Below are 26,621 nucleotides of genomic sequence, written 5' to 3'. Positions count from 1 at the left end.
TAGGCACGCCGCCAGCGTTCGTCCTGAGCCAGGATCAAACTCTCCAAAAAGTAGTTTGACTAGCTCTTGTTTAAAACTTTAGAATTAACGTTGGCACTTCGATTTGTTTAGTTTTCAAAGATCATTTGTAAAAGTGAAGCTTTATTATAATACCATTCAGCCGATAAGATGTCAACAACTTTTTTCATCTTTGTTTCCGGCTTGTGACTGCTTTTTGCAGCAACGAATATTAATATACCATCCTGATCAGCACAGTGCAATAGTTTTTTTATAGAAAGAGGATATTATTTTTCTAACAGGCAAGAAGGCTGCATTCTTAAGGACTGCCGGTAAGATCGCCTCCCTGAGCGAGACCGAGGCTCTCAATAAACCTGACTGTGATAAAGGAATGAACCTATTCGCCTGACAGGGTTCATAAAAAGAAAGCCGGATCAAAAGATCCGGCTTTCTTTCATTTCTCAGCGATGTCTCATTTGCGGGAATAAAAGGACGTCACGGATGGATGCTGAGTTCGTAAGAAGCATAACGATCCGGTCTATTCCAATTCCGAGCCCTCCGGTAGGAGGCATTCCGTACTCGAGTGCTTCAATGAAATCTTCGTCCATCATATGTGCCTCGTCGTTTCCTTGTTCGCGCTCTTTGAGCTGACCTTCAAAACGCTCTTTTTGGTCTATTGGGTCATTTAGCTCTGTGAATGCATTCGCGTGCTCACGGGCAACGATAAACAGTTCAAAACGATCTGTAAAACGCGGGTCTTCATCGTTTTTCTTCGCTAAAGGAGAGATCTCTACCGGATGGCCGTAAATGAATGTAGGCTGTATCAGCGTCTCTTCTACTTTCTGCTCAAAAAATTCATTTATGATATGCCCAACTGTCATATGCGCAGTAATGTCCACTCCGTGTTCTGACGCAAGAGCTTTCGCCTCTTCTACACTCATTTCCTTCCAGAAGTCTGCGCCTGTCGCATCTTTAATCGCATCTACCATATGAAGTCTTGTCCATTCCGGCTCAAGATTTACTTTATGTTCACCGTATTCAACAACTGTCGTGCCGAGGACATCTTTTGCAATATGGGCAATCAGGTTTTCAGTTAGTTTCATAATATCTTTGTAATCGGCATACGCCTCATACAGCTCAATCATCGTAAATTCAGGATTGTGACGGGTAGAAATTCCTTCGTTCCGGAATACGCGTCCGATTTCGTAAACCTTTTCCAGGCCTCCTACAATCAGGCGTTTCAAGTGAAGCTCGATTGCAATTCTCATATAAAGCGGCATATCCAAAGCATTGTGATGGGTGATAAACGGACGTGCGGATGCTCCACCCGGGATTGAATGCATTGTTGGTGTTTCCACTTCAAGGTATCCGTGGTCATCAAGGTAGCGCCGCATAGATTGAATGATCTTGCTTCTGGAAATAAAGGTCTGCTTGCTTTCGGGATTCATAATCAAATCAAGATAGCGCTGGCGGTAGCGCTGCTCGATATCCTTCAGTCCATGATATTTGTCAGGAAGCGGACGCAGGGATTTAGTCAGCAATTCAAATGAAGTCGCTTTGACGGAGAGCTCCCCTACCTTTGTTTTAAACATGACACCAGTTACTCCAACGATATCACCTAAGTCTGCTGTGTTGAACAAATCGTATTGATCCTCGCCTACTGCATCGAGACGCACATAGATTTGTATCTGCCCTTGAAGATCCTGGATGTGGGCAAAACCTGCTTTACCTTTTCCGCGTTTAGTCATAATACGGCCCGCTATCGTTGCGCGGTGTTCGGTCTGTTCAAGATCTTCCTTTGATATTTCATCAAACTTTTCAAGAAGCGCAGCTGATTGATCCTCTGCTTCAAAGCGCTTGCCGAACGGATCAAGGCCTTTCTCTCTTAATGTATGTAGTTTTTCCCGTCTTACCTTTAACTGATCATTTAATTCTTCCTGGTTATATTCATGCTCACTCACGGAATCCTCATCTCCTATCCTATTTCTGATGTTTACTGCTGCTCTTTTCGCTTCTCCTGGCAGGAACCCTCAGCTTACCTGTTTTTTATAAGAAGGGCCAGATTAGACTTGAGGCCCTGCTTATGTACCTAAACGGCGGTTGCACTGTTTTCCTGTCTTGATTCTACTTCTTCAGTAAAGTCATCCAGCAGGTTTGCCAGTTCGTCTCTTGTATTGCACGCATTGACTCCGTTGCGCACGGTGGCGTTCCCGCGAATGCCCTTTAAATACCATGCAGCATGCTTGCGCATTTCGCGGACGGCGACATTTTCGCCCTTCAGTTCAATAAGACGGTCAAGGTGAAGCTTGCAGACTGCCATTTTTTCTCTTGCAGCGGGTTCTTCTGCAAGTTCCCCGGTTTCAAGATAGTTTACAGTGCGATAGATCATCCACGGATTTCCAAGCGCAGCCCGTCCGATCATTACCCCGTCGACACCAGTGGTTTCAAGCATTCTTTTCGCATCCTGGGGAGTTTGGACATCTCCATTTCCGATGACCGGAATTGAAACGGATTCTTTTACTTGTTTAATGATATCCCAATCTGCCTGGCCTTCATACATTTGGACACGCGTTCGTCCGTGAACAGCAACCGCCTGACCCCCGGCACGCTCTACAGCGCGGGCATTTTCTACAGCAAAAATATGATCGCTGTCCCAGCCGGTCCTCATTTTTACGGTTACAGGCTTATCTACAGCATCCACAACCGCTGATACCATCTCATAGATTTTGTCCGGATCAAGAAGCCACCTTGCTCCCGCATCACATTTTACAATCTTCGGTACGGGGCATCCCATATTGATATCGATTATATCTGCAGTTGTATTTTGATCTACGAATTTTGCCGCTTCCACTAATGTATCTTTTTCTCCGCCAAATATCTGAAGGCTCAGCGGCTTTTCCCGCTCATCAATAAACAGCATTCCCATGGTTCGCGCATTGTTGTAAAGGATGGCTTTATCGCTTACCATTTCTGCACAGACAAGTCCTGCACCGAATTCCTTTACTGTAAGGCGGAAGGCAGCATTGCAGATACCAGCCATCGGGGCCAGTACAACGCGGTTTTTCATTTCAATATTGCCGATTTTAAGCAATGGTTCATCTCCTTTCATTAAAACTTTCATTCTTTCGGTGACAGTTCTTCCACCGTAACCTTCAGCGCAGCTGCAATTTCTATAATAAACTCGTTGCCGGGCATGCGGTTTCCTCTCTCAACCTCACCGAGAACCGATACCGAGATGCCTAGATCCTTTGCAAAACTCTCTTGGGTGTAGCCCTTCAGCTTTCGGTAGGCTCTGATCCGCCTTCCCCATTTCTCAGCTTCCATAGTCTGACCCCTTCTTTTTCTGATAGTTGATCTATGATGACTGAAATCGGCTTTTCGATTGCCGGTATTGTAGCCTGTGAATGGATTTCATAGAGCGGAACCAATACAAAGGCGCGCTCCGCCATTCTTGGATGAGGAACGGTTAATCGCTCTGTTTCAATATTTTCATGATTATACAATAAAATGTCAAGGTCTAAAGTACGCGGTCCCCACCTGATTTCTCTCGTTCTTCCAAGCATTTGTTCAATATGCTGGGTTTTATCCAGTAATTCATCCGGGGAGCAGGTGGTGAATATTTCCACCGCCATATTCAAAAATGAACCTTGATCGGTATATCCGACCGGGGCGGTTTCATAGATGGAAGACTGCTTCCGGACTTCAATCGCCGGATCCTCATCTAACTGTTTAACGGCTTCCAACAAATACGTTTCCCTGTCTCCCATATTTGAGCCGAGAGCCAAATACGCCTGGTTCATGAGCGGCCTCTTGAAATTTCAACCGCTACATGTTCATAATGTCCCGGGATGGGGGGATCCGGCTTAATCAGTTTAATGGTGACGGATTGTACATCGGGGAAATCATTCAGAACATCCGATGCGATCCTTTCAGCAAGGGATTCAACAAGCTTTTTCGGTTCCCCTTCAATTACCCGCTTGCAAATCTTATAAAGGTCAGCGTAGTTAACCGTGTGCTCAAGCTCATCGGTTTCTCCGGCTTTTCTTAAGTCTTGTTCGATGACAAGGTCCGCTCTGAAACGCTGTCCGAGCTTGTTTTCTTCCGGGTATACACCATGATATCCGTAAAACTCCATTCCGGAAACATAGATTTTATCCATGGGCTGAATCCCCCTTCCCCATCATGGCATCCATCATCCTGGTCATTCTTGAAATTTCCTTTACATCATGCACCCGGACAATTCCGATTCCCTTTTGGATGCCCATGCACACCGTTGCCCCTGTGCCTTCCATTCTTTCCTCAGGGGGCAGATCCAGCACTTTTCCTATAAAAGTCTTCCTCGATGTTCCCAGCAAAACAGGATAATCCAATCCGGTAAACAGTTCCAGATTTCTCATCACTTCAAGGTTGTCTTCGAATTTTTTCGCAAACCCGATACCCGGATCCAGTATGATCTGATCCTCTTGAACGCCCGCTTGCTTTGCTATAGTTACGCTTTCCATTAGGTCGGCAATCATATCCGGAATCAAATTTTCATACTTCCGTTTTTTTCGGTTATGCATAAGTATGATTGGAACGTTGAATTCAGCCGCTGCCGCCGCAATATCCGGTTCGGCTTTCGCACCCCATACATCATTGATGATATGGGCACCCGCTTTGATGGCTTCTCTCGCTGTACGCGCTTTGTACGTATCAATCGAAATCGGCACAGCCGTTTCTTTTGCCAGCCGTTCAATAACCGGAAGGACCCGTTCCATTTCTTCTTCCTCCGGTATAAAAGCTGCTCCCGGCCTTGTTGACTCACCGCCGATATCAATCAGATCCGCACCGTCTTTAACCAGCTGTTCCGCCCGGAGCAAAGCCTGATCAAGCGAGTTGTATTTTCCGCCGTCCGAAAACGAATCGGGAGTTATATTTAAAATTCCCATAACAAGCGTTTTTTCACTAAAATTCAATGTAAAACCGCGGCATTCCATTTTTGTCTGTTTCTGCAGTGCCGTTAACCCCATTAGACCTCATCCTTTACAGCTCATCTCTTGACCAAAGGGAAAGCCGGTATTTTGAGTACTCTTCCTTTAGTCTCTGTGTTAACGCTCCTTCTTTACCTGCAAATGATTGGATATCAATCGAGGAAAGCGGAACGATTTCCTGGACGGAATTTGTCAGAAACACTTCCTCTGCTGACAACAGGTCCGTCAGCTGGAAAAATCCCTCTTCGTAATTCAAGCCAAGCTTCCGGCATAACGCAAGGACAAACTGGCGGGTGATGCCATCCAATGCGCCTGTCTCTGCTGCCGGTGTATATATGGTTCCGTGTTTCGTCCAAAACACATTGGATACAATGCCCTCACATACGTATCCTTCTTTTGTAAGAAAGATGCCTTCGATATTTGTATGGCCCTTCAGTTCCTTCTTAGCCAGAAAATTATTCATATAATGACTGGACTTCATCCTGAAAGGCCCTTCAGGCGTACTTCGCTTAAGCTTTAGAACCTGTCCCTGTTTTTGGTCAGCCGGGGATGCAAGGGGCCTTAAAAAACAGGAGATCACCGGTTCAGTGTAGATTTGATCTGTAAATCCGGGGCCTCCGTACCCGGCAGATACCGACAGCCTCACTGCCGCATTTCCATCTTTAACCCCGTTGGCAGCGATTAACTCTTCAACCATCCTCTGCACTTCAGCTGATGCAAGGTCTGCTTTGATTTCCAGCTCAGCAAGTGAGCGGTGAAGCCGGTCCATATGATCATTTAATAAGAAAGAATGGCCCTGGCAGGCACGGAATGTTTCAAATACACCAAGGCCGTACATATATCCATGGTCGAAGAGCGAGATTTTAGCCTCTTCTTCCTTAATCAGCTTTGAATTAAGAAAAATAAACATTAGGAAATGCTCTTTTCTGCTTTCTTATAGGTTTCGATGAAATTTTTAAGTAAAAGCTTTCCGGCGGATGTCATGATGGATTCCGGATGGAACTGTACTCCTTCAATTGGAAGAGTTTTATGGCGGATAGCCATGATCTCATCTTGATCCGTTTTAGCCGATACGGTAAAGCAATCGGGAAGCGTCTCGTTTTTGACAATCAGCGAATGGTAACGGGTGGCTAAAAACGGGTTTTCAATCCCGCTGAAAATCGTTTCGCCATCATGCTGAATCTCAGATACCTTTCCATGCATGAGCCTTTCCGCCCGAACGACATCTCCTCCAAAGACCTGCGCAATGGACTGATGCCCGAGGCAGACTCCAAAAATCGGGATTTCCCCTGCAAATGACCGGATCGCCTCCATGCTGATTCCTGCCTCGTCCGGGCTGCACGGCCCCGGGGAAATCATAAGAAATTCCGGATTCATCTCCCGGATTTGCTGTATTGTAATTTCATCATTGCGCCTGACGGCTAATTCCTCGCCAAGCTCTCCTAAGTACTGCACAAGGTTGTACGTAAATGAATCATAGTTATCAATCATTAAAATCACTCTGCTCACCTCATCCTTTCATTTGCTCTGCCTGACTCTGCTCTGCCGCTTTCAGGACAGCGGCTGCCTTTTTCAGAGATTCTTTGTACTCATGGTCCGGATTCGAGTCTATAACAATTCCTGCTCCTGCCTGTATATAGCCTGCACCGTCTTTTGCAAAAAGAGTTCTGATAACTATATTCAACTCCAAATCGCCGTTAAAATCAATCCATCCAATAGAACCTGTATAAATCCCCCGGCGTTTCGGCTCCAGTTCTTCAATAATCTCCATCGTCCGAACCTTTGGGGCGCCTGTAATTGTTCCGCCGGGGAACACAGCCCGGATGATGTCAGAAAAAGTTTTTCCCTCTGCCAGTTCTCCTTCTACGTTTGAAACGATGTGCATGACATGGGAATATCGTTCAATGGCCATAAACTCTGTCACGCGGACGGATCCATATTTCGAAACCCGGCCCAAATCATTTCTTTCCAGATCCACCAGCATGACATGCTCGGCTCTCTCTTTTTCGTTATCAATCAGCTCCCTGGCAAGCTTTATGTCTTCTTCATGATTCTTTCCTCTTGAGCGGGTGCCGGCAATCGGTCTTGTGCTTAGCACCGTGCCGCTCTTTTTCACAAGAAGCTCTGGAGACCCTGATACAATCTGAAACTCAGGTGTTTCCAGATAGGCCATATAAGGGGATGGATTAATGGCTCTCAGCTTTTCGTATAGGCTGATGGGGTGATCATATAGCTTTACTCCCTGGCGCGTGGACAGGTTCACCTGAAAAACATCGCCGGCGGCAATATATTCTTTTATTGTCTTGACCGCCTTCTTAAATTGCTCCGGATTAAAGTGCTCTTTAATATCGGCTGTTTCCAGAGGATATTCCGTTCTTGCCGAATCTGAAGCCGGGTGCTGCCACTTTTTCTCAGCCTCATACAAGCGTTTATGAGCCTGTTCCTTATTGTCTGCCTCATCAAGTACAATGAGGTACACTTCGTTCGACTGATGATCAAGAATGGCCAATTCACGAAAGATCATCCAGAAATAATCAGGAATCTGCAAATCATCTTCACTTTGCGTGGAGAGAGCTTCAAAATGCCGGACTGCATCGTAGCTGATAAAACCGATCGCTCCGCTTTGGAAATCAGGCAAATCAGGACTTCTATCCACTCTGACAGCAGACATATATTGCTGCAGCCACTCCAGCGGATGGCCGTTGAGATAACGGCGGTGTCCGCTTTCCTCTGTAACCAGTATTTCCTTATCCTTAACAGAAATCACAGCACTCGGATTCATTCCGGCAATGCTGTATCTTCCGCCTCTTCCGCTTTCAAGAATGGCATGATAATCAGCATCGGAAGAGAGAATTTCGTATGCTTGAAAAAAGTCGTGCTTTAATTTTGTTTTTATATAAAAGGGATAATAAACCGTTTCTGACATGAAACACACTCCTACAGGGCATATACAGATATTTTACTTGATATCCTCTTCCATAGGCTACCTGTAAGTTTTCCCCCAAAATAAAAACAGTCCGGAGACTGTTTTTACTTTTTATTCGAATTGATATAGCGGTGTGCTCAGGTAACGCTCTCCGTTGCTTGGAATGATCGCAAGCACTTTTTTGCCCTTGCCAAGCTCCTTCGCCACTTTTAACGCTGCACAAATGGCCGCTCCGGACGAGATTCCTCCAAGAACCCCTTCATGCTTTGCAGCAAGACGGGCATATTCAAAGGCATCCTCGTTTTTCACGCCAATGACCTCATCGTAAAGGCCGGTATTCAAAATATCCGGAACAAACCCTGCTCCAATTCCCTGAATTTTGTGCGGCCCTGGCTTCCCTCCGGAAAGAACAGGTGAATCAGATGGTTCAACAGCATAAATTTTAATGCCCGGGAAATGCTCCTTCAATACTTCCCCGGCTCCCGTAATCGTTCCGCCCGTTCCTATTCCGGAAATAAAAGCATCCAGCTGGTCCATCTGGCGGACAATTTCAGGACCTGTTGTTAAGCGGTGAACCTCAGGGTTTGCTTCGTTTTTAAATTGCTGCGGCATGAAATAGCCATGCTCTTTGGAAAGCTCTTCAGCTTTGCGGATGGCGCCTCCCATTCCTTCGGCTCCGGGAGTCAGCACAAGCTCTGCACCGTATGCACGCAAAAGATTACGGCGTTCCATACTCATCGTATCCGGCATGACAAGGATGGCATTGATTCCTTTTGCTGCCGCTACCATCGCCAGGCCAATCCCAGTGTTCCCGCTCGTCGGCTCAATGAGTGTGTCACCCGGCTTCAAACTGCCATTCTTTTCAGCCGCTTCAATCATCGCCAGAGCTATCCGGTCTTTTACACTGCTGCCGGGATTCATAAATTCAAGCTTTAGGTAAACGTCTGCATAATCATCTTCAACGATTTTGTTGAGTTTAACAATAGGAGTTTCCCCGATTAATTCATGGATGGAATTTGCTACACGCATTCTGAAAGCACCTCTATTCCGAGTATTTTTATTGGTTTAATAAAAAGGTAACAATACAATTCGGAATTGTCAATCATTTTGCCTATTTAGTACCATAAAACCATTCTGTCTCCGCTTCCTCCCAGAGGGGCTTTACAGAGACGGTTCCTTCCATCTGCTCAAGGGCAAGCTGGCGTCTGATTTGATCTTTTACTTCATCATATGAGTAAGTTTTTTGTCCTATTTTTTCACTTAAAAATAAAACCGCATATCCGCCGTCTGATTCAATCGGGGTCTGGCTGTATGACCCTTCCTCCATTTTTTCGGCTGCTGCCGTATACTCATCTGCCAATGGAGTTCCTTCCCCTTTGGATAGAAATCCAAGATCTCCATGCTGTTCTCCTGCAGAAGCGTACTCTCCGGCAAGCGCATTAAAGCTTGATCCGCCGTCGAGTGCCTTAATGACTTCTTCTGCCTCTGCCTTCGTTTTTACACGGATATCCGAAAGGTGATAAGCGCTGGCAAATTGATACTGCTCTTTATTTTCAAGGTAATATTCTTCAATGGTTTCCTCTTCCACATTGACATCTTTCGTCAGGAGCTCCTCCAAAAGAATGCTGTAGCGGATTTGCTCACGCCATTGCTGATCATTTTTAAGCCCTTCTTCACTGGTAACATCCGAAGTTCTTTTGAACATTTCAAGTTCTTTCTCCACCATTTCTTCATCCGCTTTAATTCCGTACTCTTCAGAAAGCTCCTGAACAACTTTGGCATTCACCATTTGCTCAAGGGTGTCTTTACCAAATCTGTTTTCAAGCTCCGCGAGCCATTCTTCCCGGGTGATTTGAGTATCTCCGATTTTGGCTGCCATTTCTGATTCAGCAGGTTTTGGTTCTTTAAGAGAAAAATAAAGAAGGGTTGCTGCATTCAGTACCGCCAGACCGGCAATGATTACCCACAGGGCTCTTTTATTCATTTCTCCACTCCCTGGTTCGCTGTTAGATCGATTCTGCTTTTAATTCTTCCAGCTCTTCTTTTGAAAATACGTACGTTTCATTGCAAAAATGGCACTGCGCTTCAGCCTGTCCGTCTTCTTCGATCATTTCATCAATCTCTTTCGTGCCGAGGCTGATAATGGCGGAACCAAATCGCTCTTTGCTGCATTGGCATTGAAAGGAGACTGGCACGGTTTCTAAAATTTTGGCATTTCCTTCTCCGAGTACTACATCCAGGATTTCTTCCGGGGTAAGACCTTTTTCGATTTGCTTGGAGATCGGCTCCATAGCGGTCAGCCGCTCTTCTATGCTGGCAATCGTTTCTTCTGTTGCACCCGGCAGCAGCTGCACGACAAATCCGCCTGCGGCAAGGATTGTATTGTCAGGATTGACCAAAACGCCAACGCCGACCGAGGACGGCACCTGCTCAGAAGAGACGAGATAATACGTGAAGTCTTCTCCCAGTTCACCTGAAACAAGCGGAACCTGCCCGGTAAAATGCTCCCTCATGCCAATATCTTTTACGATCGTCAGCATTCCTTCTGTCCCAACCGCGCGGGCCACGTCAAGCTTGCCGAACTTGTTCAGCTCAAAATGGGTTTGCGGATGAGTAACATAGCCCCTTACCTGCCCTTTCGCATTTGCATCCACCAGGATAGGGCCGAGGGGGCCGTTCCCTTCCACTTTGATTGTCAGTTTATCTTCCCCTTTGAGCATCGTTCCGAGCATTAGCCCAGCCGTAAGAGTCCGGCCAAGCGCGGCTGATGCTGTAGGCCAGGTTTGATGTCTTCTCTGCCCTTCTCCTGCTGTTTCAGTTGATTTGACAGCATACGCACGGACTTGTCCGTCATATGCCAGTGCTTTTACTAAGTAATCCATTTATCCGTTTAGCTCCCTTCAGATGCTTATTCTTGTATGTGAATCAATGGTTGCGGTCATAAATAAGCTGCAGGCCTTTCAGCGTCAAAAATGGATCGACAATATCAATGGCACTGGATTCATTTGCTATCAGGCTTGCCAGTCCTCCGGTTCCAATCACCTTTGGATCTTGACCTGTTTCCTGCTTCATTCTTCTTACAATCCCCTCAACCTGGCCGACATAGCCAAAGAGGATGCCGGACTGCATAGCACTTACTGTATTTTTTCCGATTATCGTTTCAGGTCTTGCGATTTCTATTCTCGGGAGTTTGGCTGCTCTTGAATAAAGCGCCTCCGTAGAAATATTGACTCCTGGGGCGATCGCACCGCCCATGTATTGTTTTTCTTCGTTAATATAGCAATAAGTAGTGGCCGTTCCAAAATCCACAATGATCAGGGGACTGCCGTATAAATGAATTCCGGCTACCGCATTGACAATCCGGTCTGCTCCGACTTCCCTTGGATTTTCATACTTAATATTGAGGCCCGTCTTAATGCCCGGACCAACGACAAGAGGCTTTATGTCAAAGTATTTTTTGCACATCCGCTCAAGCGAGAACATGATGGGTGGAACCACAGACGATATAATGATCCCGTTAACATCTGTAAAAGAAATTCCCACATGCTCAAAGAGAGACTTAAACAGCATGCCGAATTCATCTTCGGTTTTATTTCTGCTCGTTTCAATCCGCCAGTGATAGTTCAATTCCTCTTCTTCATAGACACCGATTACTGTATTTGTATTCCCAACATCCAATACTAAAATCAACGATTTTCACCACTCTATATAGTTTCTCTAAGTCCTTTTAAAACATTCTGCCACCATCTTATCATAATACATGGCGGATAGGAGGACAACGTACATGCATAAGGAACGGCTCTTCATGCAGAGTAAACGTTTTTATATAACGGATGGATGGCCCCTGTAATCGGGGGCAATGCGGCAGCTGGCCAATAACCAGGTCATCTCAGCTGAAGCTGACGTTTTACCGCTCAGCAAAAAAAAGCCGCACTCCAGAGGAATGCGGCTTTCTTCTTTACTCTTTTTTCAGGTCAGGACGGTCAGGATCATCTTTTTTCAAATCAGGACGGTCGGAATCATCTGTGTTAGATGGCTCTTCTGTCTTTCTTTGAATATTGATTTTCACATCTGACGAAGAATCATTGTTTTCCGCGATTTCTTCCATTCGTTCAGGAAGCTTACCGTGTTCAATCAAGTAGTTAATTTGCTTCGCATCAAGTGTTTCCACTTCAAGCAGCGTTTTAGCTACCAGTTCAAGCTTGTCACGATTTTCTGTCAGTATCGTTTTGGCACGCTCATACGATGTTTTAATGATGCTCTGAATTTCTGTATCAATATCATGAGCAATCGCATCGCTGTAATTTTGTTCGCTGTTGATATCCCTGCCAAGGAATACCTGTCCTTGGGACTGGCCGAATTGAAGCGGACCAAGCTTATCAGACATCCCGAACTCTGTAACCATGCGGCGTGCAATTCCCGTCGCTCTCTGGAAGTCATTAGAAGCGCCGGTGCTCACTTCGCCGAATACAATTTCCTCAGCTACACGTCCGCCAAGAAGGCCGGTAATTTTATCAAGAAGCTCCGGCTTTGTCATGAAGTAGCGGTCCTCTTTAGGCAGCATAACAGCATAGCCGCCAGCCTGGCCTCGGGGAACGATGGTCACTTTATGTACCATTTCAGCCTCGTCAAGCACATGGCCGATAATCGTATGTCCGCCTTCATGATAAGCGACAATGTTGCGTTCTTTTTCTGAAATAACACGGCTTTTTTTAGCCGGACCGGCAATGACTCGGTCTGTAGCTTCATCGATATCGAGCATATCCACTTTCTTCTTGTTTGTACGGGCTGCCACAAGTGCTGCCTCGTTCAGAAGGTTTTCAAGATCTGCTCCGGAAAAGCCTGGTGTTCTCATGGCGATTGCTTTCAAATCAACGGTCTCGTCCAAAGGCTTGTTGCGGGCATGTACTTTAAGCACTGCCTCGCGGCCTTTGACATCAGGACGGTCTACCGTAATCTGACGGTCAAAGCGTCCCGGACGAAGAAGAGCCGGGTCAAGAATATCCGGACGGTTTGTCGCAGCAACAATGATGATACCTTCATTGGCGCTGAAGCCATCCATTTCCACAAGCAATTGGTTCAGCGTCTGCTCACGCTCATCATGGCCTCCGCCCAGTCCGGCGCCGCGCTGGCGTCCAACAGCATCGATTTCATCAATAAAGATAATACACGGTGCATTCTTTTTGGCATTTTCAAACAAATCTCTTACACGGGAAGCACCGACACCGACAAACATTTCCACAAAGTCAGAACCGCTTATTGTGAAAAATGGAACGCCTGCTTCTCCGGCTGCTGCTCTCGCAAGAAGGGTTTTACCTGTACCAGGAGGTCCGACAAGAAGAACTCCTTTTGGAATGCGTGCGCCAAGCTCGGAAAACTTGCGGGGGTCCTTTAGAAAGTCTACAACTTCCACAAGCTCCGCTTTTTCCTCATCCGCGCCGGCTACATCCTTGAACTTAACCTTTTTCTTCTCTTCACTGTAGAGCTTCGCCTTGCTTTTGCCAAAGTTCATGACACGGCTGCCGCCGCCCTGAGCCTGGTTCAGCAGGAAGAAAAACAGGATGAAGATGATGACAAACGGAATGATGGAAGTGAAGAATGTAACCCATCCGCTTGTTTCTTCAGCAGGCTGGAATTCGGTTTTTAATTCCGTCTGGTTCTCTTTTGCTGCCGCTGTAATGTCATCAATTGATTCACTTGGAACGTGTGTTAAAAAGTACTGATCCTCTTTCGCTCCTTCGAGCTGTCCTTTAACTTCAAAGACACCCCTTACCGGTTTTGCGGTAATGCTTTCAACATCTCCCGCCTCCAGTTTTGAAACGAAATCGGTGTAAGTCAATGGTTCTGTTTTCGGATTTTGGCCGTTAAACGTGCTAACGATTCCGATCACAACCAAAAATATAAGTAAATAAAAGATCGTATTTCGGAAGATCCGTTTCATTCCTTACCTCCTCCCACAGTAGGCACAACTAGTTTAAATAGTATCATAGAAAATCATGCCAGTACAAACAATATGGCGCCATTTGATCAGGCCTTAATCCTCAGTTGGAATTTTGGTAAACGCGCGGTTTCAAGACTCCAATGTAAGGAAGATTCCGGTAGCGCTCGATGTAATCAAGCCCGTATCCCACCACAAATGCATCAGGCACTTCAAATCCGACGTAATCTGCCTGGATATCAGCCTTTCTTCCGCTTGGTTTATCCAGCAGAGTTACAATCTTAATGGATTTTGCTTTCCGATACCTGAATAATTCCACAAGATAGCTTAATGTTAAACCACTGTCGATAATATCTTCTATGATAAGGATGTCCCTGCCCTCTACAGAAGTGTCCAGATCCTTGAGAATCTTGACTTCACCTGAGGAAACCGTCGATGTGCCGTAACTGGAAACATCCATAAAATCCATTTCCAAATATGTATCGATGTGCTTGAGAAGATCTGCCATAAACGGCATTGCACCCTTCAATACTCCAATGGCAAGCGGAAAGCTTTCTTTGTACTCTTCCGTTAACAGTATTCCCAATTCTTTGACTTTCTTCTGTATTTCTTCTTCTGAAACCAAAATTTTTTCAATGTCCTGTTTCATCATTCGTGTTTTGCCCCCTAGATGATCCATGTCGATGATAGTGTAAAAAAATGAATTCGCCCTCAGACCAATCATTTTCCTCCAAGGCTGTTTTGGCCAAACCCGGCAGCCATAAAACCGTACCGTCCGCGTCTTCAAGAATCGGCCATTGATTTCTGGCTTCAATTGCGATCTTTTTGTCAATAAATATATCTTTGACCTTTTTTGATCCATTCATGCCTTTAACTTTAAGTTTGTCCCCGTTTTGGCGGGAGCGCACTGCAAGCGGCAGCCGGATGCGATCCAGCCTGACCAGAAGGCTGTGCTGTCCCATTGCCTCTGCCGGCTTTTCCGTTATCACCTCTGCCATGATCCAGCCGCCGGACGGAAGCTCAAGGCTGCCCGGAACAGGAAGCAGCAGATGATAGGGCTCCGGATCTTCATGTTCAAAAGTAAACATGCATAGATTATAGGATTTAACTGCCTTTAAACCATGTGGAAGATGGAGTGAGCCGGAAGGATGTGATTGGGAAAGCAAAGATAGAACGCTTTCTGTATGTATGGATGATAATGAAGACGGAACACTTTTGTAAAGATAGTTTAATATTAGTTGAATCCCTCTCCTTTGTAAAGGTAAAGGCAACCTTTTAAGCATATCGATTTGAAGCTCGGCAAATTCTCCGCTGCTTCTCCATACTGTATTCATCTCCTGCTCCGTTAATTCCTGCAAAAACCGTTCGTCTTCTGTCAGATTCTCGCTGAAAGACTGGAATTTTTCGTGCACTTGAGGGTTTTCTTCTTTAAGGAATGGGAGCACCCGTTTTCTGAACCGGTTTCTTGTATAGGTATCTTTTTCATTGCTGGGATCCAGCCGGGGCTGTAAATCATGAATCCTGCAATAGTCCAGAATTTCCTGTTTTGTCAAACCGAGCAGCGGGCGGATGATTTGCCCTCCGGAAAATTCCCGTTTTGGCTGAATTCCTGCCAGGGCGGTTCCCTTGCCGCCGCGGACGAGCCTCATTAATATCGTTTCAATTTGATCATCCCCATGATGACCCAGGGCAAGCGTGCGGCACGCGTGTTTTTTCATCATGTCAGAAAAAAACCGATACCTGCAGGCCCGAGCCGCCTCCTGGAAGCTCATGTGATGAGCCTTTGCATAGGCTCCGGCATCGATTTGCCTGCTTTCACACAGGATTCCGTGTTTTTCGCAAAAGGATTGGACAAATTTCATTTCCTCTTCCGATTCTTTTCCTCTGAACATATGATCAACGTGCAGGACCACAATGCGAAGGTTCCACTCTTTTCGAATTTGCATTAGCATATGAAGCAGACTTAGAGAGTCAGGTCCTCCTGATACACCTGCCATTATGGCAGAGGAAGGTTCAATCAGCTGATGTTTTTTTACAAACGGCATAAAGGGTACCACGTTTTTCCCTCATTTACTGGCAGATTAAAGCTGTACTTATCGTACCATTTTTATTCGGATGACGGCAAAAACCCCACCTTTTGTTCACAAAATCACCTTTTTTAAGGAAGCAGAAAATGATAAATGTAAAGAGCATATAAAATAAAGACACCGCTTAGGACGATAAACGTGTCCATCCATCCGCTCTGATGCCGGGACCTTCTTTGAACACCGGCAGCGCCTCTTTTCTTCCCTTTCCTTGATGCCGCCTTGGTCTGAACAGGCGGCGTTTTTCCGGACTGCCTGCGGTGATTTCTTTTGCCGGCAGGCTGGGTATCCTGGACTGCCAGGCATTGAAGCAGATCGTGTTTCATTTCATCAGCCCGGCTGTACTGTCCGTTCAGCGCTTTCTTTAGTACATGCCTTTGCTTATACAGCAGCGGAACACTCTCGATCTTGCTGTACAAAAGCTCCTTGCCGTCCCCGTTTTTTACAAACCGGCTCCCGCATGCTGCATGTATCGCGATCATAGCGCAGGCAAAAAGATCATAGGCAGGATCCGCTTTCCGGCTTCCCATTCCCCAGTAGCCTCTGTCAAAAAACTCCGTATATTCTTTAATTGAACGGCCAATTCCGGTAGTCCCTCCAACGTCGATGATTTTGACAGTGACAGGTGAATCCGCCACTATAAGATTCTCCGGCTTTAAATCCCCAAATACCCACCCCGCAGCATGCAGGTTGGATAAGCTTCCAAGAAGCTGCAAAAGAAGAACCGGGACCCATTCATGCCCTCTTGTTTTTACAAAGTCCAGAAACGGAACCCCTTTTATATACTCCATTACATAAAAGGAAGGCAGCGGCTGTCCCCCTCCCCGCTCCCAGTCGTCCGTATCAAATAAATGAGGCCCAAGGCTTTTCCCCTGGACCTTTGAAAAGTGCTTCAGCACATTCACTTCAGACGTAATGGACATACTGTTGCCGCTAAGCTTCAGCGCTGCAAGCCCTCTGCCGCTTTGAACCAAATAGACCGTTCCATTCGCTCCTTTTCCGAGAGATTTTATCACGGTGTACTCGTTCTGATGCCACTTGCCTTTAATCTTTGTGCCGGGGAGGACGTTATCGGCCCCCTTCATAGCGATACTCCTCATCATCCAGCAGATCCTTCCGGCTGCTCCTCTTTTTGCTGAAAAGAGCAGCTCCTTCCCGGATTGCCGGTCCAGTTGGAGTGAGTCCTCCAGCAGATAGCTTTGAAAAGATGGAGGATATGGACTCCAGACGCGGCGTCCAGTCGATGACCTTTTCTGCATCTGCCCGTTTCCCGGGAAATACACAAACCGTAAATTCATTTTCTCCTATCCTTGAATTCAAGCTGATCGACAAGTCCAGCAATGCCTCCTTTACCGTAGGAAGCTTAGGCGTCATGCTCGCACTTACATCGACCATGATGACCATCTCTAAATGCATGGTTTCCCCAAGCTCATCTACCACTTCAAGCACTTCCCCCCTTTTATCAGGCGGCAGCTCTTCCATCGATACCTTTTTCCCAAGGATTTGCTGAAGCTCTTTGTTAACCACTCCCTGTATGGTTTGTGTCATGGCCTTTCTGGTGACCATTTGTACGGTTTGAGAAAGGGTTTGCGCATAAACTGTCTGGCTGACTCCGCCGCCGGAAGCTGCGATACTCTCAATCTCTCTCATAGCCGCTTCATCAATCACCTTTTCATCCACCACTCCGATTACATTAACCGTGATCCCTTGCTCGTTGGCATACGCTGCCATTGCGACCGGGTCCTCTCCATGATTGGAACAACCGTCAGTGATGAGCAGGATCTGTTTTAGCCGTCCTCTATTCAATTCTTTCCCCTCCTAATCGTGCTGATTACTATCAGCCTTGCCACAGCAGGAGGATTTTCATACTATGAAATTTTATAATTTATGAAACACTCTGTTTTTCCTTTTGGAAATAGCGGTTTGTTGGAATTGCCGCCCATTTTGGAGTGTTATGGTCAACTTTAGCAGCGATGATCGTCATATCATCGTCAATTTTTCCGGAACGGGTCCTAATGACCTCCTCCATAATCAGATCCGCCACCTCCTGGGGATCATTTGTTTCCAGCTCCGATATCTTTCTCTTCATCCAAATATCATGGTTTTCTACATGCTTAGGTCCTTCAAAAATCCCGTCGCTCATCATGATGAGCAAATCTCCTGCTTTAAGCTGCTCGCCAACGGCATCCACTTCGAATTCATCAATAATACCGATCGGCAAATTGCTCGCCTGTATTTTTATGACTTTATCCCCCCGTTTGATAAAGCTTGGCGTGGAGCCGATTTTTAAAAATTTGCACATGGCGTCCTGCAAATCTACAATGGCCAGATCAAGGGTGGAATACACTTCATCTGTCGTTCGCAGGGAAAGAATGGAGTTGACGGTTTTAATCGCCACTTTTTCATTAATTCCCGATTGCAGGATCTTCTCAAGAAGTTTAATGGTTTCATTGCTTTCGAATTGGGCTCTGGCCCCATTTCCCATCCCATCACTTATGGCAATGGCATATTTTCCCACCCCCAGGTCAATCATAGAATAACTGTCTCCTGAAACAAGCCCTCCTCCTTTTGCCGCATGCGCCGCACCGGTTTCTACTTTAAAGCTTTTCGCCGAACCGAATGATACGTGACAAAAACCGTTAGGATACAGGCCGCACTCTTCATGCTTTACGATGACCTGCTCTTCCAATATATCTGAAAGCATTGGAGCAATGATTTTTTCGCATTCGCCATGGCCCTGGCAAAACGGAATTGACATTTCCATGTCAATATTCCCCTGCTCCAAGCTGTATATTTCAACATGTCCGATTTCCATTCCGAAGTTCTGGAGAGCGTCCAGAATTTGCTCTTCTAGCAAGAAATGATTTTCCCTTTCCCTCCTGATTTCCCGGGAAAAGTCTTTCATTACGTTGGATACCCCAAGGAGCTGCTCTGCGACCAGCTTGCGGCTCTCCTGAACTTGCCGATTCAATTTTTGATTGGCTTTAAATTCGTTCAGCTCCTGTTCAATGGCCACTTCAACCTGCCTGGCCTTGGAGCAGTGGTTATGGAATTCCTTTTTCAGCTTCCGGTTTACATGGTAGGTATCTGCGCTTGTTTCATTTGTAATTTGTGTCATGAGATCATAGGTTGTTTGAAAGTGATTAACCCAGCATTTTTCTTTTTTATAGCAATGGTGGCATGTTTTTTCAGTGATCGTGCTTAAAAATAGATCCGTTTCCCGTGATGCATCGGATTCCCCCTTTTCATAAAAAGCATGAAAGCTTTGCGAAAGGGCCTCAAACACTCCTGAAAACTGATCGACCCTATGGGCCGTAACATCCCTGATTCGTGTCGCGTACAGCTGCTGCTCAACTGCATGCTCGTTTGTACCGGGTATGTGCTTTGCGAGGCTTGCGGTGATCCCTTTCGGCGTAAGGAAGAACAGCATGATTGCCGCCATGGATTCCACCATGGTCGAAACGAGACTTCCCGTCCCACCCCCATAAAGGGACAGCAGCATCGAGCCAATGAGCAGTCCTGCAGCTGCCCCTATTTTCTGGCCTTCCTTCAGCAGGCCTCCAAGCAATCCCGAGAAGGCCAAAAGGCTCATCTGATAGAGATTTCCGACGTTCGCCAGGCTTAAAATTAAACCGGTTACCACCCCGACCGTGCATCCGATGCTCGAGCCTCCGATAAAAGCGAACAGGAGCACCATATATCTCGAAAAGACATGTTCTGCCTTTACCTCCATGTAGGAAACGCCGGTAAGGCCTGTCATCACAGATGCAATCAGGATCATTAGGCAGATAATTTCTTCTGATTTCAGCGACTGCTTGTATTTCGGACTCGCTATTAAAGGAATGCTCTGCAGGAAAATCAGGGTGAGGATAAATGCCAAACCTGCTTCTACCCCGGCCATCATGGCATCGTAGGAGGATAGCGATCCGTACAGGATGTACGTGTAGGCAAGCCTCGTCCCTGCTGCCGAGAGCAGGATGATAAATGGCAGTGTTCTTACCCTGTCCTTAAATATAAAGGCGCCGGCTTTTTGCAGAAATAAGAAGAGCAGCAGATGGCTTGTTATGATAAGGGAGGTTTCCAGTGAAATCGTCAGGCCTCCCGCAGCCAGCGATAACGCACCGATCAGTGCCTTGTCCTTCTTCATTAAGAACAGAACACCGAAGAACGGAAGAGCAAATGGGAGGATCTCCGTCAGGATAATGGCCCGTCCCAGCAAAAACCCGATGCACATATATAAAAGTCCTTTATGAAACAGTAAAGAATGAAAGTAAGTCCCCGCTCTCTTCGCGGATTTATGAATAGCATGCTGTGTTTTCTCAAACGCTGCTCCTGTAATCGGTTCAATTATTCTTCTTTCTGCTTTTTCCATTTAACATTCCCCCAAATCGGTTCATTGAGGTCATTATAGCGGACGCAAAAAATAGATTTTGTCAAAACAAGGGTGCTTGGCCTTAGAAGTGTTCGACTGTTTCGGCTTGCTCTGTCAAGATTGTGAGCGAATCCCACAGCATTTATGAAAGAATTGTAAAACTGCTGACGGGTTTTAAATGAACCTGTAGAAAAGACTGAAAATTAATTTGAATAAAGTGTGAACCAGGGGGGTATGCGGAGATGGTGCGTGACATGCGTGAAACGAAAAAAAACTTCCAAAGGGAAGTTTTCTGCAAGGATGACCCGTACGGGATTCGAACCCGTGTTACCGCCGTGAAAGGGCGGTGTCTTAACCGCTTGACCAACGGGCCTTATGAAATGAATTAAAGATGGTAGCGGCGGAGGGGATCGAACCCCCGACCTCACGGGTATGAACCGTACGCTCTAGCCAGCTGAGCTACACCGCCAAATTTAATGCCCGGCCTGCCGTGGCCGTGCGCCTGTGCCGCTTTCAGACAGGCTTGCTGTCCTATGAAGCACAAGTTCTATAATACAAAGCTTTAGGTTTCCAGTCAAGTACTATTTAAAATTTTTCTCCAGACGGGCTTTTATTTATCAAAAGCTGGCCAAAGAACCTTTAAAACAGCTCAGAAACCGTAAAAAAACACCCCTTAAGGAGTGTTTTATCTATGTTGACAGCAGCAAGTCAGCCTCTTCTTGCTCCGCGTCCGCCTCGTTTAGATTCTGTGTTTCTTTTGAGAGATGATAAACGGTCTTCACTGTCCTTAAGGAAACGGCTCATCTTTTGTTCAAAATTTTCTTTAGGACGGAAATCGTTTCTTCCTCCTCCACCTCCGCGTTGCGGACGGTCTTGGCGCGGACGGTCCTGGCGAGGTCGTTCAGGACGTTCTGGACGGTCTGGACGGTCAATGGCTTTTTTGATCGATAGTCCGATTTTTCCATCTTTCTCAACGTTGATGACTTTTACTTCTACCATGTCACCTACTTTTAGATGGTCGTTAATGTCTTTCACGTAATTATCGGCTACTTCGCTTATATGAACAAGACCCGTAGAACCTCCCGGAAGCTCAACAAAGGCTCCGAAATTCGTAATGCCAGTTACTTTACCTTGTAACTTGCTGCCTACTTCAATGGACATAAAAAAAATGCTCCTCCTTAAACTGATAAAAAAATCATCATTTCTTTAATTATACCCAATCTAAAAACATAGTGTCAATAAAGGCTATTTTTTCTCCGGGGAACTGAAAATGGTTTCGTTCTCTTTTGAAAGGTACAGTTCTCTGCGAGCCAGTTCAGCAATGTACTCGTCATCATTCAGCTTAACGATTTCCTCTTCCAGAATTTTCTGCTCTTTATTGAGATCGTTCAGCTCACTTTTAAGCTTGTCCTTTTGCTCCGCCTGCTCGGAAAGGGAAGCCGACTGGCTGATCATCCCGGAAATGATAAATACGGCAAAGATCAGTGCGATGCCTCCGAAAACCGTTAAACGGCGGTAAAGTCCTCTTTTTCTGCGTTTTAAAATTTGATCGTTTCGTTCCTGCTGCTGCATGTATTGGGATTGAAGCTGAGTCACTTTCCGGCTTCGTTCTGCTGTCATTTATACGCTCCCTCACTTTCCAGTGATTCGTTTTATCCATTTCTTTGCACTTAACAATAAGTTCTTGCCCCGGCTGATAATTCCTTCTGATTTTAAAAGTATTCCCGATAAAAATGTTCTCAAAAACTTAGGGAGCATCCCCCACATGAGCATCAATACCCAGCGAAAAGGTGCTACTATGATTTTAACGGCTCCCCAAATAAAAAGAAATGCCCATTTTACTATTTTGAAAAAAATATTCAGAAGACCGGTGAGGATCGCCATTACCGCGATCAACAATCCTTTTATCGGCTTAATGATGACATAGCGGAAGATGCCGCCAAGGAACCTGCCGATCATCATGGCCATTTTAATGCAAAAATTCAGGACTGAAAGATATATACCCTTCAGCATGCTTTGATAAGCAGCAAAACCGCATAATATTGCTAAAAACATATACAGCCGCAATTCCCCTTCATTAACCAGAAGCAGGACATAGAAAAAAAGAGCGCTTTGGAGCAGCCAGAAGGCCAGATCGTGAAAGAAAACAATCCAGCCCGCCTGCTTGGAACGGACTAGAAATCTCCGGTACGTATCCAGTGCCGCTCCAAGCCACGCGCCCATCCCTGCCATAGCAAACATGGTGTAAAACTGGACCGTCAAGCTCATTTAAACAGCTTGCTAAAGAATCCTTTAGCTTTCTCCGTATGCTGTTCATCCAGATAAACAATATCCAGAATGCGCCCCTTAATGGATACGATCCCTTTATCCACATCGAGGTTTTGCATTTGAAGGTTTTCCCCTTTTATTGCAAGAGCTCCCATGACGGTGTCCAGAAGAAACTCTTCATTATCAAAGCTTTCCACTTCCTTGACTCCTGTGATATCAAGCAGCTTCCTGCCTTTCATAATTAAATCGTGCTCTTCGGGCAAGGTTTTGTTTTGAGGCTGATTTTGCTGATAGTAATTCACGCTCTTTCCCCCCGTCTCATAAATGTTTTATTCATATCTATGAACGGATTTGGGGAAAAAGAACAAGCCCTCTGGTCAGAATCAGTTTTCGCCGAGTTTTTCTTCTTTAATGATCGTATACATTTCAGCGGCTGCTTCTTTTTTTGTGGTTTCCTTCAAGTGGTCCACTCTCACCGTGACACGTTTTTGGCCAAAGCGGATGGCCAAAGCGGATGACCATCTCATCGCCTTCTTTAACGGTTGAGCTTGCTTTGGCTGCGGTTCCGTTGATCTCAATGCGCCCCTGATCAGCTACTTCTTTTGCAAGTGTCCGCCGTTTAATCAGTCTTGACACCTTCAGAAATTTATCAAGTCTCATATAAGCCCCTTCTTTCTATCTATTCCAATTCTTTCGCTTCATTCCAGTAGCGATCCATTTCTTCAAGCGTTAATTCTTCCAGCTTTTCCTGATTCTCATTGGCTCTTTTCTCTATGTGCCTGAACCGGAAAGTAAATTTTTGATTCGTCGCTGCCAATGCTTCTTCCGGCTCTATTTTCAGGAACCGGCTAATATTGACGAGAGCAAAAAGCAGGTCTCCGAATTCCTTTAACAGATCCCTGTTGTTTTCATAAGGCCGGCTTTTCAGCTCTTCCTCAAATTCAAGAAGCTCTTCTTTCACCTTTAGCCAGGCATCCTCTGCCTGCTCCCAGTCAAATCCTGCCTTCGCTGCTTTTTTCTGAAGCTGAAAGGCTTTGGACAGGGCAGGCAATGCTGAAGGAACAGAGTCAAGCAGGGATTCCTTAGCCGCTTTTCCTTCCTGCTTCTTAATTTCTTCCCAGTTTGCCACGACTTGCTCTGCCGTCTCAGCAGTCCTGTCGCCAAAGACATGCGGGTGGCGACGGATCATTTTTTCGGAAATCGTCCGAATCACTTCGTCAATGGTAAACAGCCCTTCATCCTCTCCGATTTGTGCCTGAAGCACAACCTGAAGAAGCACGTCTCCCATTTCCTCTATCATATGATCAACATCATCAGACTCGATGGCATCGAGCAGCTCATAGCATTCTTCGATTAAGTATTTCTTCAAAGAATGGAAGGTCTGCTTCTGATCCCAGGGACATCCGCCCGGTCCCCTCAAAGCAGCAATGATCCCTCTGAATGCATCAAACCGGTGGTAGAGAAGCTTCTCGTCCTCCACAGGCGGGATGTAAAGACTCGTTAGGTTGGATAGGGATGAGGCACGGTCCACCTCAAAAAGCGGAACCTTTACTATCTTTTCGTGCCTGCTCCCCGCTGCCGTTACAATATATACTTCATAGTCAAAGGGAAGCTCCTCCATTAATGTGAGCTTGACCTCCGAGGCCACCATCCGGTCATACATCTGGCACAGCACGATATGCTGCTGAAAATTTAAATCACCCCGTCTGACAGTCAAGGCGTCAGCCAATTGAAAACCGTCAATTGGATCGATTTTTAAGGCAGCGAATGATGCATCCAGAAAGCTTTGTCCACCAGCGACACGAACTTCAACCGTCCCCTGTTCTGCCTGATCAAGCAGAATTTGGACCGTTTTTTCTGCTACCATCGGATGTCCGGGTACAGCGTAGACAACGTCGCCTTTCTTTGCCTCCTCCATCAGAAGGGAAGCAATTTCTTCATATACCTTTTCAAATTCATGATGTTTCCTATAAATATCATCGAATGATCCGGTTATATTCATTTCACCCTTCATCTCTTCCAATACCGGATGATCCATCGTCCGGACATACAGCCGGTCTGATGATTGGAGAAGACGGTATATGCCGAGCGGCAGCTGTTCGATGTCCCCTGCCCCAAGGCCTGCAATATGAATGGTATTCATTTTTTCACATCCCTTTTTTTCTGCGACCAAAGCCTGATTTTTGTCCCGAATGGAACGATATTAAGTTCATCATCGTTAAATACGCGGAGCTTAATAATCGCTATCACGTAGATGGCTCCTCCAACAGCAACAGCCGTGAGCGCTTCAATGGAAGCGAGTGTTCTGTTCCGTCCGAACGCCCACTCAAACCCTGCCATATACCCTTTTAAAACAGCGAACATTAAAAGGGAGGCGAGGGCAATTTTGAGCACACTCCCGTACTCGTAAAGTTTGTATTGTTTTTTCCTAAGAAACATTACATTTAACACTGCTACCGTAAAAAACGCCGCCACCGATGCAACAGCGGCTCCATCTGCTTCATAGCGGGGGATAAGCGCTGTATTCAGCATAATCTTTACTGCAACCCCTGCAATAACGGAAACGGCAGGATAAATCGTTTCATTCAGCCCTTGAAGGATGGCTGCTATCGTCATGGATAGTGAGGTAAACAGGATTGACAGACTCAGAATGCCTAAAATGTCAGATCCGTAATTGTTCCGGAACAGCATAATATTTGTTTCTTCCACGATTCCAATGAGACCTGCTGTAGCAGCAGCCCCAACAGCCAGACAAACCTTTATGGACAAATTAATTTTATCTTTAATAAATTTTTCGTCGTTTCTCCTTTTTGCACTGGATATAAGCGGGACGAGCGACAAGGATAAAGAGGTCGCCACAACCGTTCCAAGCTGGATGAGCGGCTGCCCCCGGTCATAAATTCCTTTTGCAATTTTAGCTGCCGTTGGATCCATCCCTTTTTCAGTCAGCATAGAAAAGAGCTGAAGCGCATCGACAAGCTGAATTAAAATAAGCAAAACGCTGCTTACGCAGATGGTAAATGTAAACAGGACCAGATCCTTAATCAAATCCATCGTCCGAATAGAAGATGGCATCACCGGGCCATTCAGCTCCCGCTGATCACGCCTGAACCAGTAGACCGCCAAAACAATTAATGCTGCTGCACCGCCAGTCAGAGACCCAAAAAGAGCCCCTTGCCCCGCTTCATATAAATTACTCCCATTTTTTAAAAGGATGTAGGCAATCCCAATAATGGTCACTACCCGGAATGCCTGCTCAATCACCTGTGAAAGAGCCGTCGGAAACATATGATGCATCCCCTGGAAATATCCTCTTAAAACCGAGATAAAGGGAACTAGCAAAAAGGAAAAAGAAACAATTTCGATCAGAGGCTTTAAATGCATATCGCCCATCATTCCGGCAATGCGCTCAGCCCCTGTATAAAGGACAAGAAAACTTAAAAGACCTGCAAAAACGAGGAATAAGCTGCTCACCCTCCAAATTTTCCGCAAATCAGCCGGGTTGAGACCTTCCCCATATTCGGCAAATAACTTAGAAACAATCACTGGGAAGCCTGAAGTAGCCAGCATGATGGAAATCCCGTAAAGCGGATACACCTGCTGATATATGTAAAAGCCTATATCACCGACAATATTCTGATAGGGCACCCGATAGGCTGCGCTCATAATTTTTGTTAGCAATCCGGCAAGCGTCAACACAAAAGCACCCTGCCAAATCACACTCTTTCTAGACGGCACCGCCATCCCCATTCTCCTTCCACATCAACTAACGAAGATATTATATCACATGAAAAGCGGAGGGCGCTTGTTCAGCCCCGACAAGCATAAGACCATTTTCCGGAGGAAGGTGATCTTTCCTTCCGCAGGAAAAGGGGCTTATGACCTCGAGGGGCTAGCGCCCGGAGCTGGATCCAGAGCGCCAGCCCGGTACCTGAACGGAAATGTGGGTTGAGTCGGAGGGCGCTTGCTTAGCCCCGACAGACGGTGGAGCTTTCGACCGAGAGGCGCTTCTTAAGGAAGTTCTGTTAAAACCGCGGCATCCTGCCGCAACACAGAACTGACCCGC

25 protein-coding genes, 2 tRNA genes and 1 pseudogene are annotated in these 26,621 nt (G+C 46.0%); all 28 read right to left on the bottom strand.

Annotated features, from left to right (window positions below; genetic code table 11):
• Positions 1–458 precede the first annotated feature (458 nt).
• The 28 genes and pseudogenes from lysS to ACQCVE_RS18740 all read right to left on the bottom strand — a co-directional run bounded on the left by lysS (position 459) and on the right by ACQCVE_RS18740 (position 26,299).
• Complete coding sequence (lysS, locus tag ACQCVE_RS18875; RefSeq protein ID WP_426847167.1) at positions 459–1,958, bottom strand: lysine--tRNA ligase; 1,500 nt, start codon at positions 1,956–1,958, stop codon at positions 459–461.
• A 128-nt stretch (positions 1,959–2,086) separates the two neighbouring features.
• Positions 2,087–3,088: a tRNA dihydrouridine synthase DusB gene (dusB, locus tag ACQCVE_RS18870; RefSeq protein ID WP_426847166.1), complete on the bottom strand. Its 1,002-nt coding sequence runs from the start codon at positions 3,086–3,088 to the stop codon at positions 2,087–2,089.
• Positions 3,089–3,114: 26 nt separating this feature from the next.
• Entirely contained in the window at positions 3,115–3,321 is a 207-nt protein-coding gene (locus ACQCVE_RS18865) for a helix-turn-helix domain-containing protein (protein WP_426847165.1), read from the bottom strand.
• The gene (gene folK, locus ACQCVE_RS18860) at positions 3,273–3,797 is read right to left on the bottom strand and encodes a 2-amino-4-hydroxy-6-hydroxymethyldihydropteridine diphosphokinase (RefSeq protein ID WP_426847164.1); all 525 of its coding nucleotides are present in this window, start codon (positions 3,795–3,797) and stop codon (positions 3,273–3,275) included. Before folK ends, ACQCVE_RS18865 begins: the two co-directional genes overlap by 49 nt.
• Complete coding sequence (folB, locus tag ACQCVE_RS18855; protein ID WP_426847163.1) at positions 3,794–4,156, bottom strand: dihydroneopterin aldolase; 363 nt, start codon at positions 4,154–4,156, stop codon at positions 3,794–3,796. Before folB ends, folK begins: the two co-directional genes overlap by 4 nt.
• Positions 4,149–5,006: a dihydropteroate synthase gene (gene folP, locus ACQCVE_RS18850; protein ID WP_426847162.1), complete on the bottom strand. Its 858-nt coding sequence runs from the start codon at positions 5,004–5,006 to the stop codon at positions 4,149–4,151. Before folP ends, folB begins: the two co-directional genes overlap by 8 nt.
• Before the next feature lie 13 nt (positions 5,007–5,019).
• Entirely contained in the window at positions 5,020–5,877 is an 858-nt protein-coding gene (gene pabC / locus ACQCVE_RS18845) for an aminodeoxychorismate lyase (RefSeq protein WP_426847161.1), read from the bottom strand.
• Complete coding sequence (pabA, locus tag ACQCVE_RS18840; RefSeq protein WP_426863628.1) at positions 5,877–6,467, bottom strand: aminodeoxychorismate/anthranilate synthase component II; 591 nt, start codon at positions 6,465–6,467, stop codon at positions 5,877–5,879. Before pabA ends, pabC begins: the two co-directional genes overlap by 1 nt.
• Positions 6,468–6,477: 10 nt before the next feature.
• On the bottom strand, positions 6,478–7,893 hold the full coding sequence (locus ACQCVE_RS18835) for an anthranilate synthase component I family protein (protein WP_426863627.1): 1,416 nt from the start codon (positions 7,891–7,893) through the stop codon (positions 6,478–6,480).
• 111 nt (positions 7,894–8,004) lie between these two features.
• Positions 8,005–8,922: a cysteine synthase A gene (gene cysK, locus ACQCVE_RS18830; protein WP_426847158.1), complete on the bottom strand. Its 918-nt coding sequence runs from the start codon at positions 8,920–8,922 to the stop codon at positions 8,005–8,007.
• A gap of 82 nt (positions 8,923–9,004) precedes the next feature.
• A complete protein-coding gene (locus tag ACQCVE_RS18825; protein WP_426863626.1) occupies positions 9,005–9,877 on the bottom strand; it encodes a peptidyl-prolyl cis-trans isomerase in 873 nt (290 codons plus the stop codon).
• A 22-nt stretch (positions 9,878–9,899) separates the two neighbouring features.
• A complete protein-coding gene (gene hslO / locus ACQCVE_RS18820; RefSeq protein ID WP_426847156.1) occupies positions 9,900–10,775 on the bottom strand; it encodes an Hsp33 family molecular chaperone HslO in 876 nt (291 codons plus the stop codon).
• Between the two features lie 43 nt (positions 10,776–10,818).
• Entirely contained in the window at positions 10,819–11,583 is a 765-nt protein-coding gene (locus ACQCVE_RS18815; protein WP_426863625.1) for a type III pantothenate kinase, read from the bottom strand.
• Between the two features lie 268 nt (positions 11,584–11,851).
• A complete protein-coding gene (gene ftsH / locus ACQCVE_RS18810; protein WP_426847154.1) occupies positions 11,852–13,834 on the bottom strand; it encodes an ATP-dependent zinc metalloprotease FtsH in 1,983 nt (660 codons plus the stop codon).
• Between the two features lie 100 nt (positions 13,835–13,934).
• Positions 13,935–14,483, bottom strand: coding sequence for a hypoxanthine phosphoribosyltransferase (gene hpt, locus ACQCVE_RS18805; protein ID WP_426847153.1), 549 nt, complete (start codon positions 14,481–14,483; stop codon positions 13,935–13,937).
• Positions 14,464–15,888, bottom strand: a complete 1,425-nt coding sequence (gene tilS, locus ACQCVE_RS18800) for a tRNA lysidine(34) synthetase TilS (RefSeq protein WP_426847152.1) — start codon at positions 15,886–15,888, stop codon at positions 14,464–14,466. The genes hpt and tilS overlap by 20 nt, the downstream gene beginning before the upstream one ends.
• 101 nt (positions 15,889–15,989) lie before the next feature.
• Positions 15,990–17,018 (bottom strand): protein kinase domain-containing protein, encoded by a 1,029-nt coding sequence (locus tag ACQCVE_RS18795; protein WP_426847151.1) that lies wholly within the window; start codon positions 17,016–17,018, stop codon positions 15,990–15,992.
• A complete protein-coding gene (locus tag ACQCVE_RS18790; RefSeq protein ID WP_426847150.1) occupies positions 16,984–17,721 on the bottom strand; it encodes a VWA domain-containing protein in 738 nt (245 codons plus the stop codon). Before ACQCVE_RS18790 ends, ACQCVE_RS18795 begins: the two co-directional genes overlap by 35 nt.
• A gap of 79 nt (positions 17,722–17,800) precedes the next feature.
• Positions 17,801–20,287 carry a stage II sporulation protein E gene (gene spoIIE / locus ACQCVE_RS18785; protein WP_426847149.1) on the bottom strand — a complete coding sequence of 829 codons (2,487 nt, stop codon included), beginning with the start codon at positions 20,285–20,287 and terminating at the stop codon, positions 17,801–17,803.
• Positions 20,288–20,588: 301 nt separating this feature from the next.
• Positions 20,589–20,660 (bottom strand) — tRNA-Glu (locus tag ACQCVE_RS18780).
• A 19-nt stretch (positions 20,661–20,679) separates the two neighbouring features.
• Positions 20,680–20,756: transfer RNA gene (locus ACQCVE_RS18775), tRNA-Met, on the bottom strand.
• 239 nt (positions 20,757–20,995) lie between these two features.
• Positions 20,996–21,448, bottom strand: coding sequence for a S1 domain-containing RNA-binding protein (locus tag ACQCVE_RS18770; protein WP_426847148.1), 453 nt, complete (start codon positions 21,446–21,448; stop codon positions 20,996–20,998).
• Between the two features lie 84 nt (positions 21,449–21,532).
• Complete coding sequence (locus tag ACQCVE_RS18765) at positions 21,533–21,907, bottom strand: FtsB family cell division protein (RefSeq protein ID WP_426847147.1); 375 nt, start codon at positions 21,905–21,907, stop codon at positions 21,533–21,535.
• A gap of 12 nt (positions 21,908–21,919) precedes the next feature.
• Entirely contained in the window at positions 21,920–22,555 is a 636-nt protein-coding gene (gene yabQ / locus ACQCVE_RS18760) for a spore cortex biosynthesis protein YabQ (RefSeq protein WP_426847146.1), read from the bottom strand.
• The gene (gene yabP, locus ACQCVE_RS18755; protein WP_426847168.1) at positions 22,552–22,794 is read right to left on the bottom strand and encodes a sporulation protein YabP; all 243 of its coding nucleotides are present in this window, start codon (positions 22,792–22,794) and stop codon (positions 22,552–22,554) included. Before yabP ends, yabQ begins: the two co-directional genes overlap by 4 nt.
• 144 nt (positions 22,795–22,938) lie before the next feature.
• Positions 22,939–23,215 (bottom strand): annotated as a pseudogene (locus ACQCVE_RS18750) (RNA-binding S4 domain-containing protein).
• 19 nt (positions 23,216–23,234) lie between these two features.
• Positions 23,235–24,698, bottom strand: a complete 1,464-nt coding sequence (gene mazG, locus ACQCVE_RS18745) for a nucleoside triphosphate pyrophosphohydrolase (protein WP_426863624.1) — start codon at positions 24,696–24,698, stop codon at positions 23,235–23,237.
• Positions 24,695–26,299: a putative polysaccharide biosynthesis protein gene (locus ACQCVE_RS18740; RefSeq protein WP_426847143.1), complete on the bottom strand. Its 1,605-nt coding sequence runs from the start codon at positions 26,297–26,299 to the stop codon at positions 24,695–24,697. The genes mazG and ACQCVE_RS18740 overlap by 4 nt, the downstream gene beginning before the upstream one ends.
• Positions 26,300–26,621 lie beyond the last annotated feature (322 nt).

The organism is Metabacillus sp. 113a (assembly GCF_050107635.1).
Classification (GTDB): domain Bacteria; phylum Bacillota; class Bacilli; order Bacillales; family Bacillaceae; genus Metabacillus_B.
The sequence above is the reverse complement of the archived record's forward strand: the minus strand, read 5'-3'. Positions and strand labels throughout refer to the sequence as shown.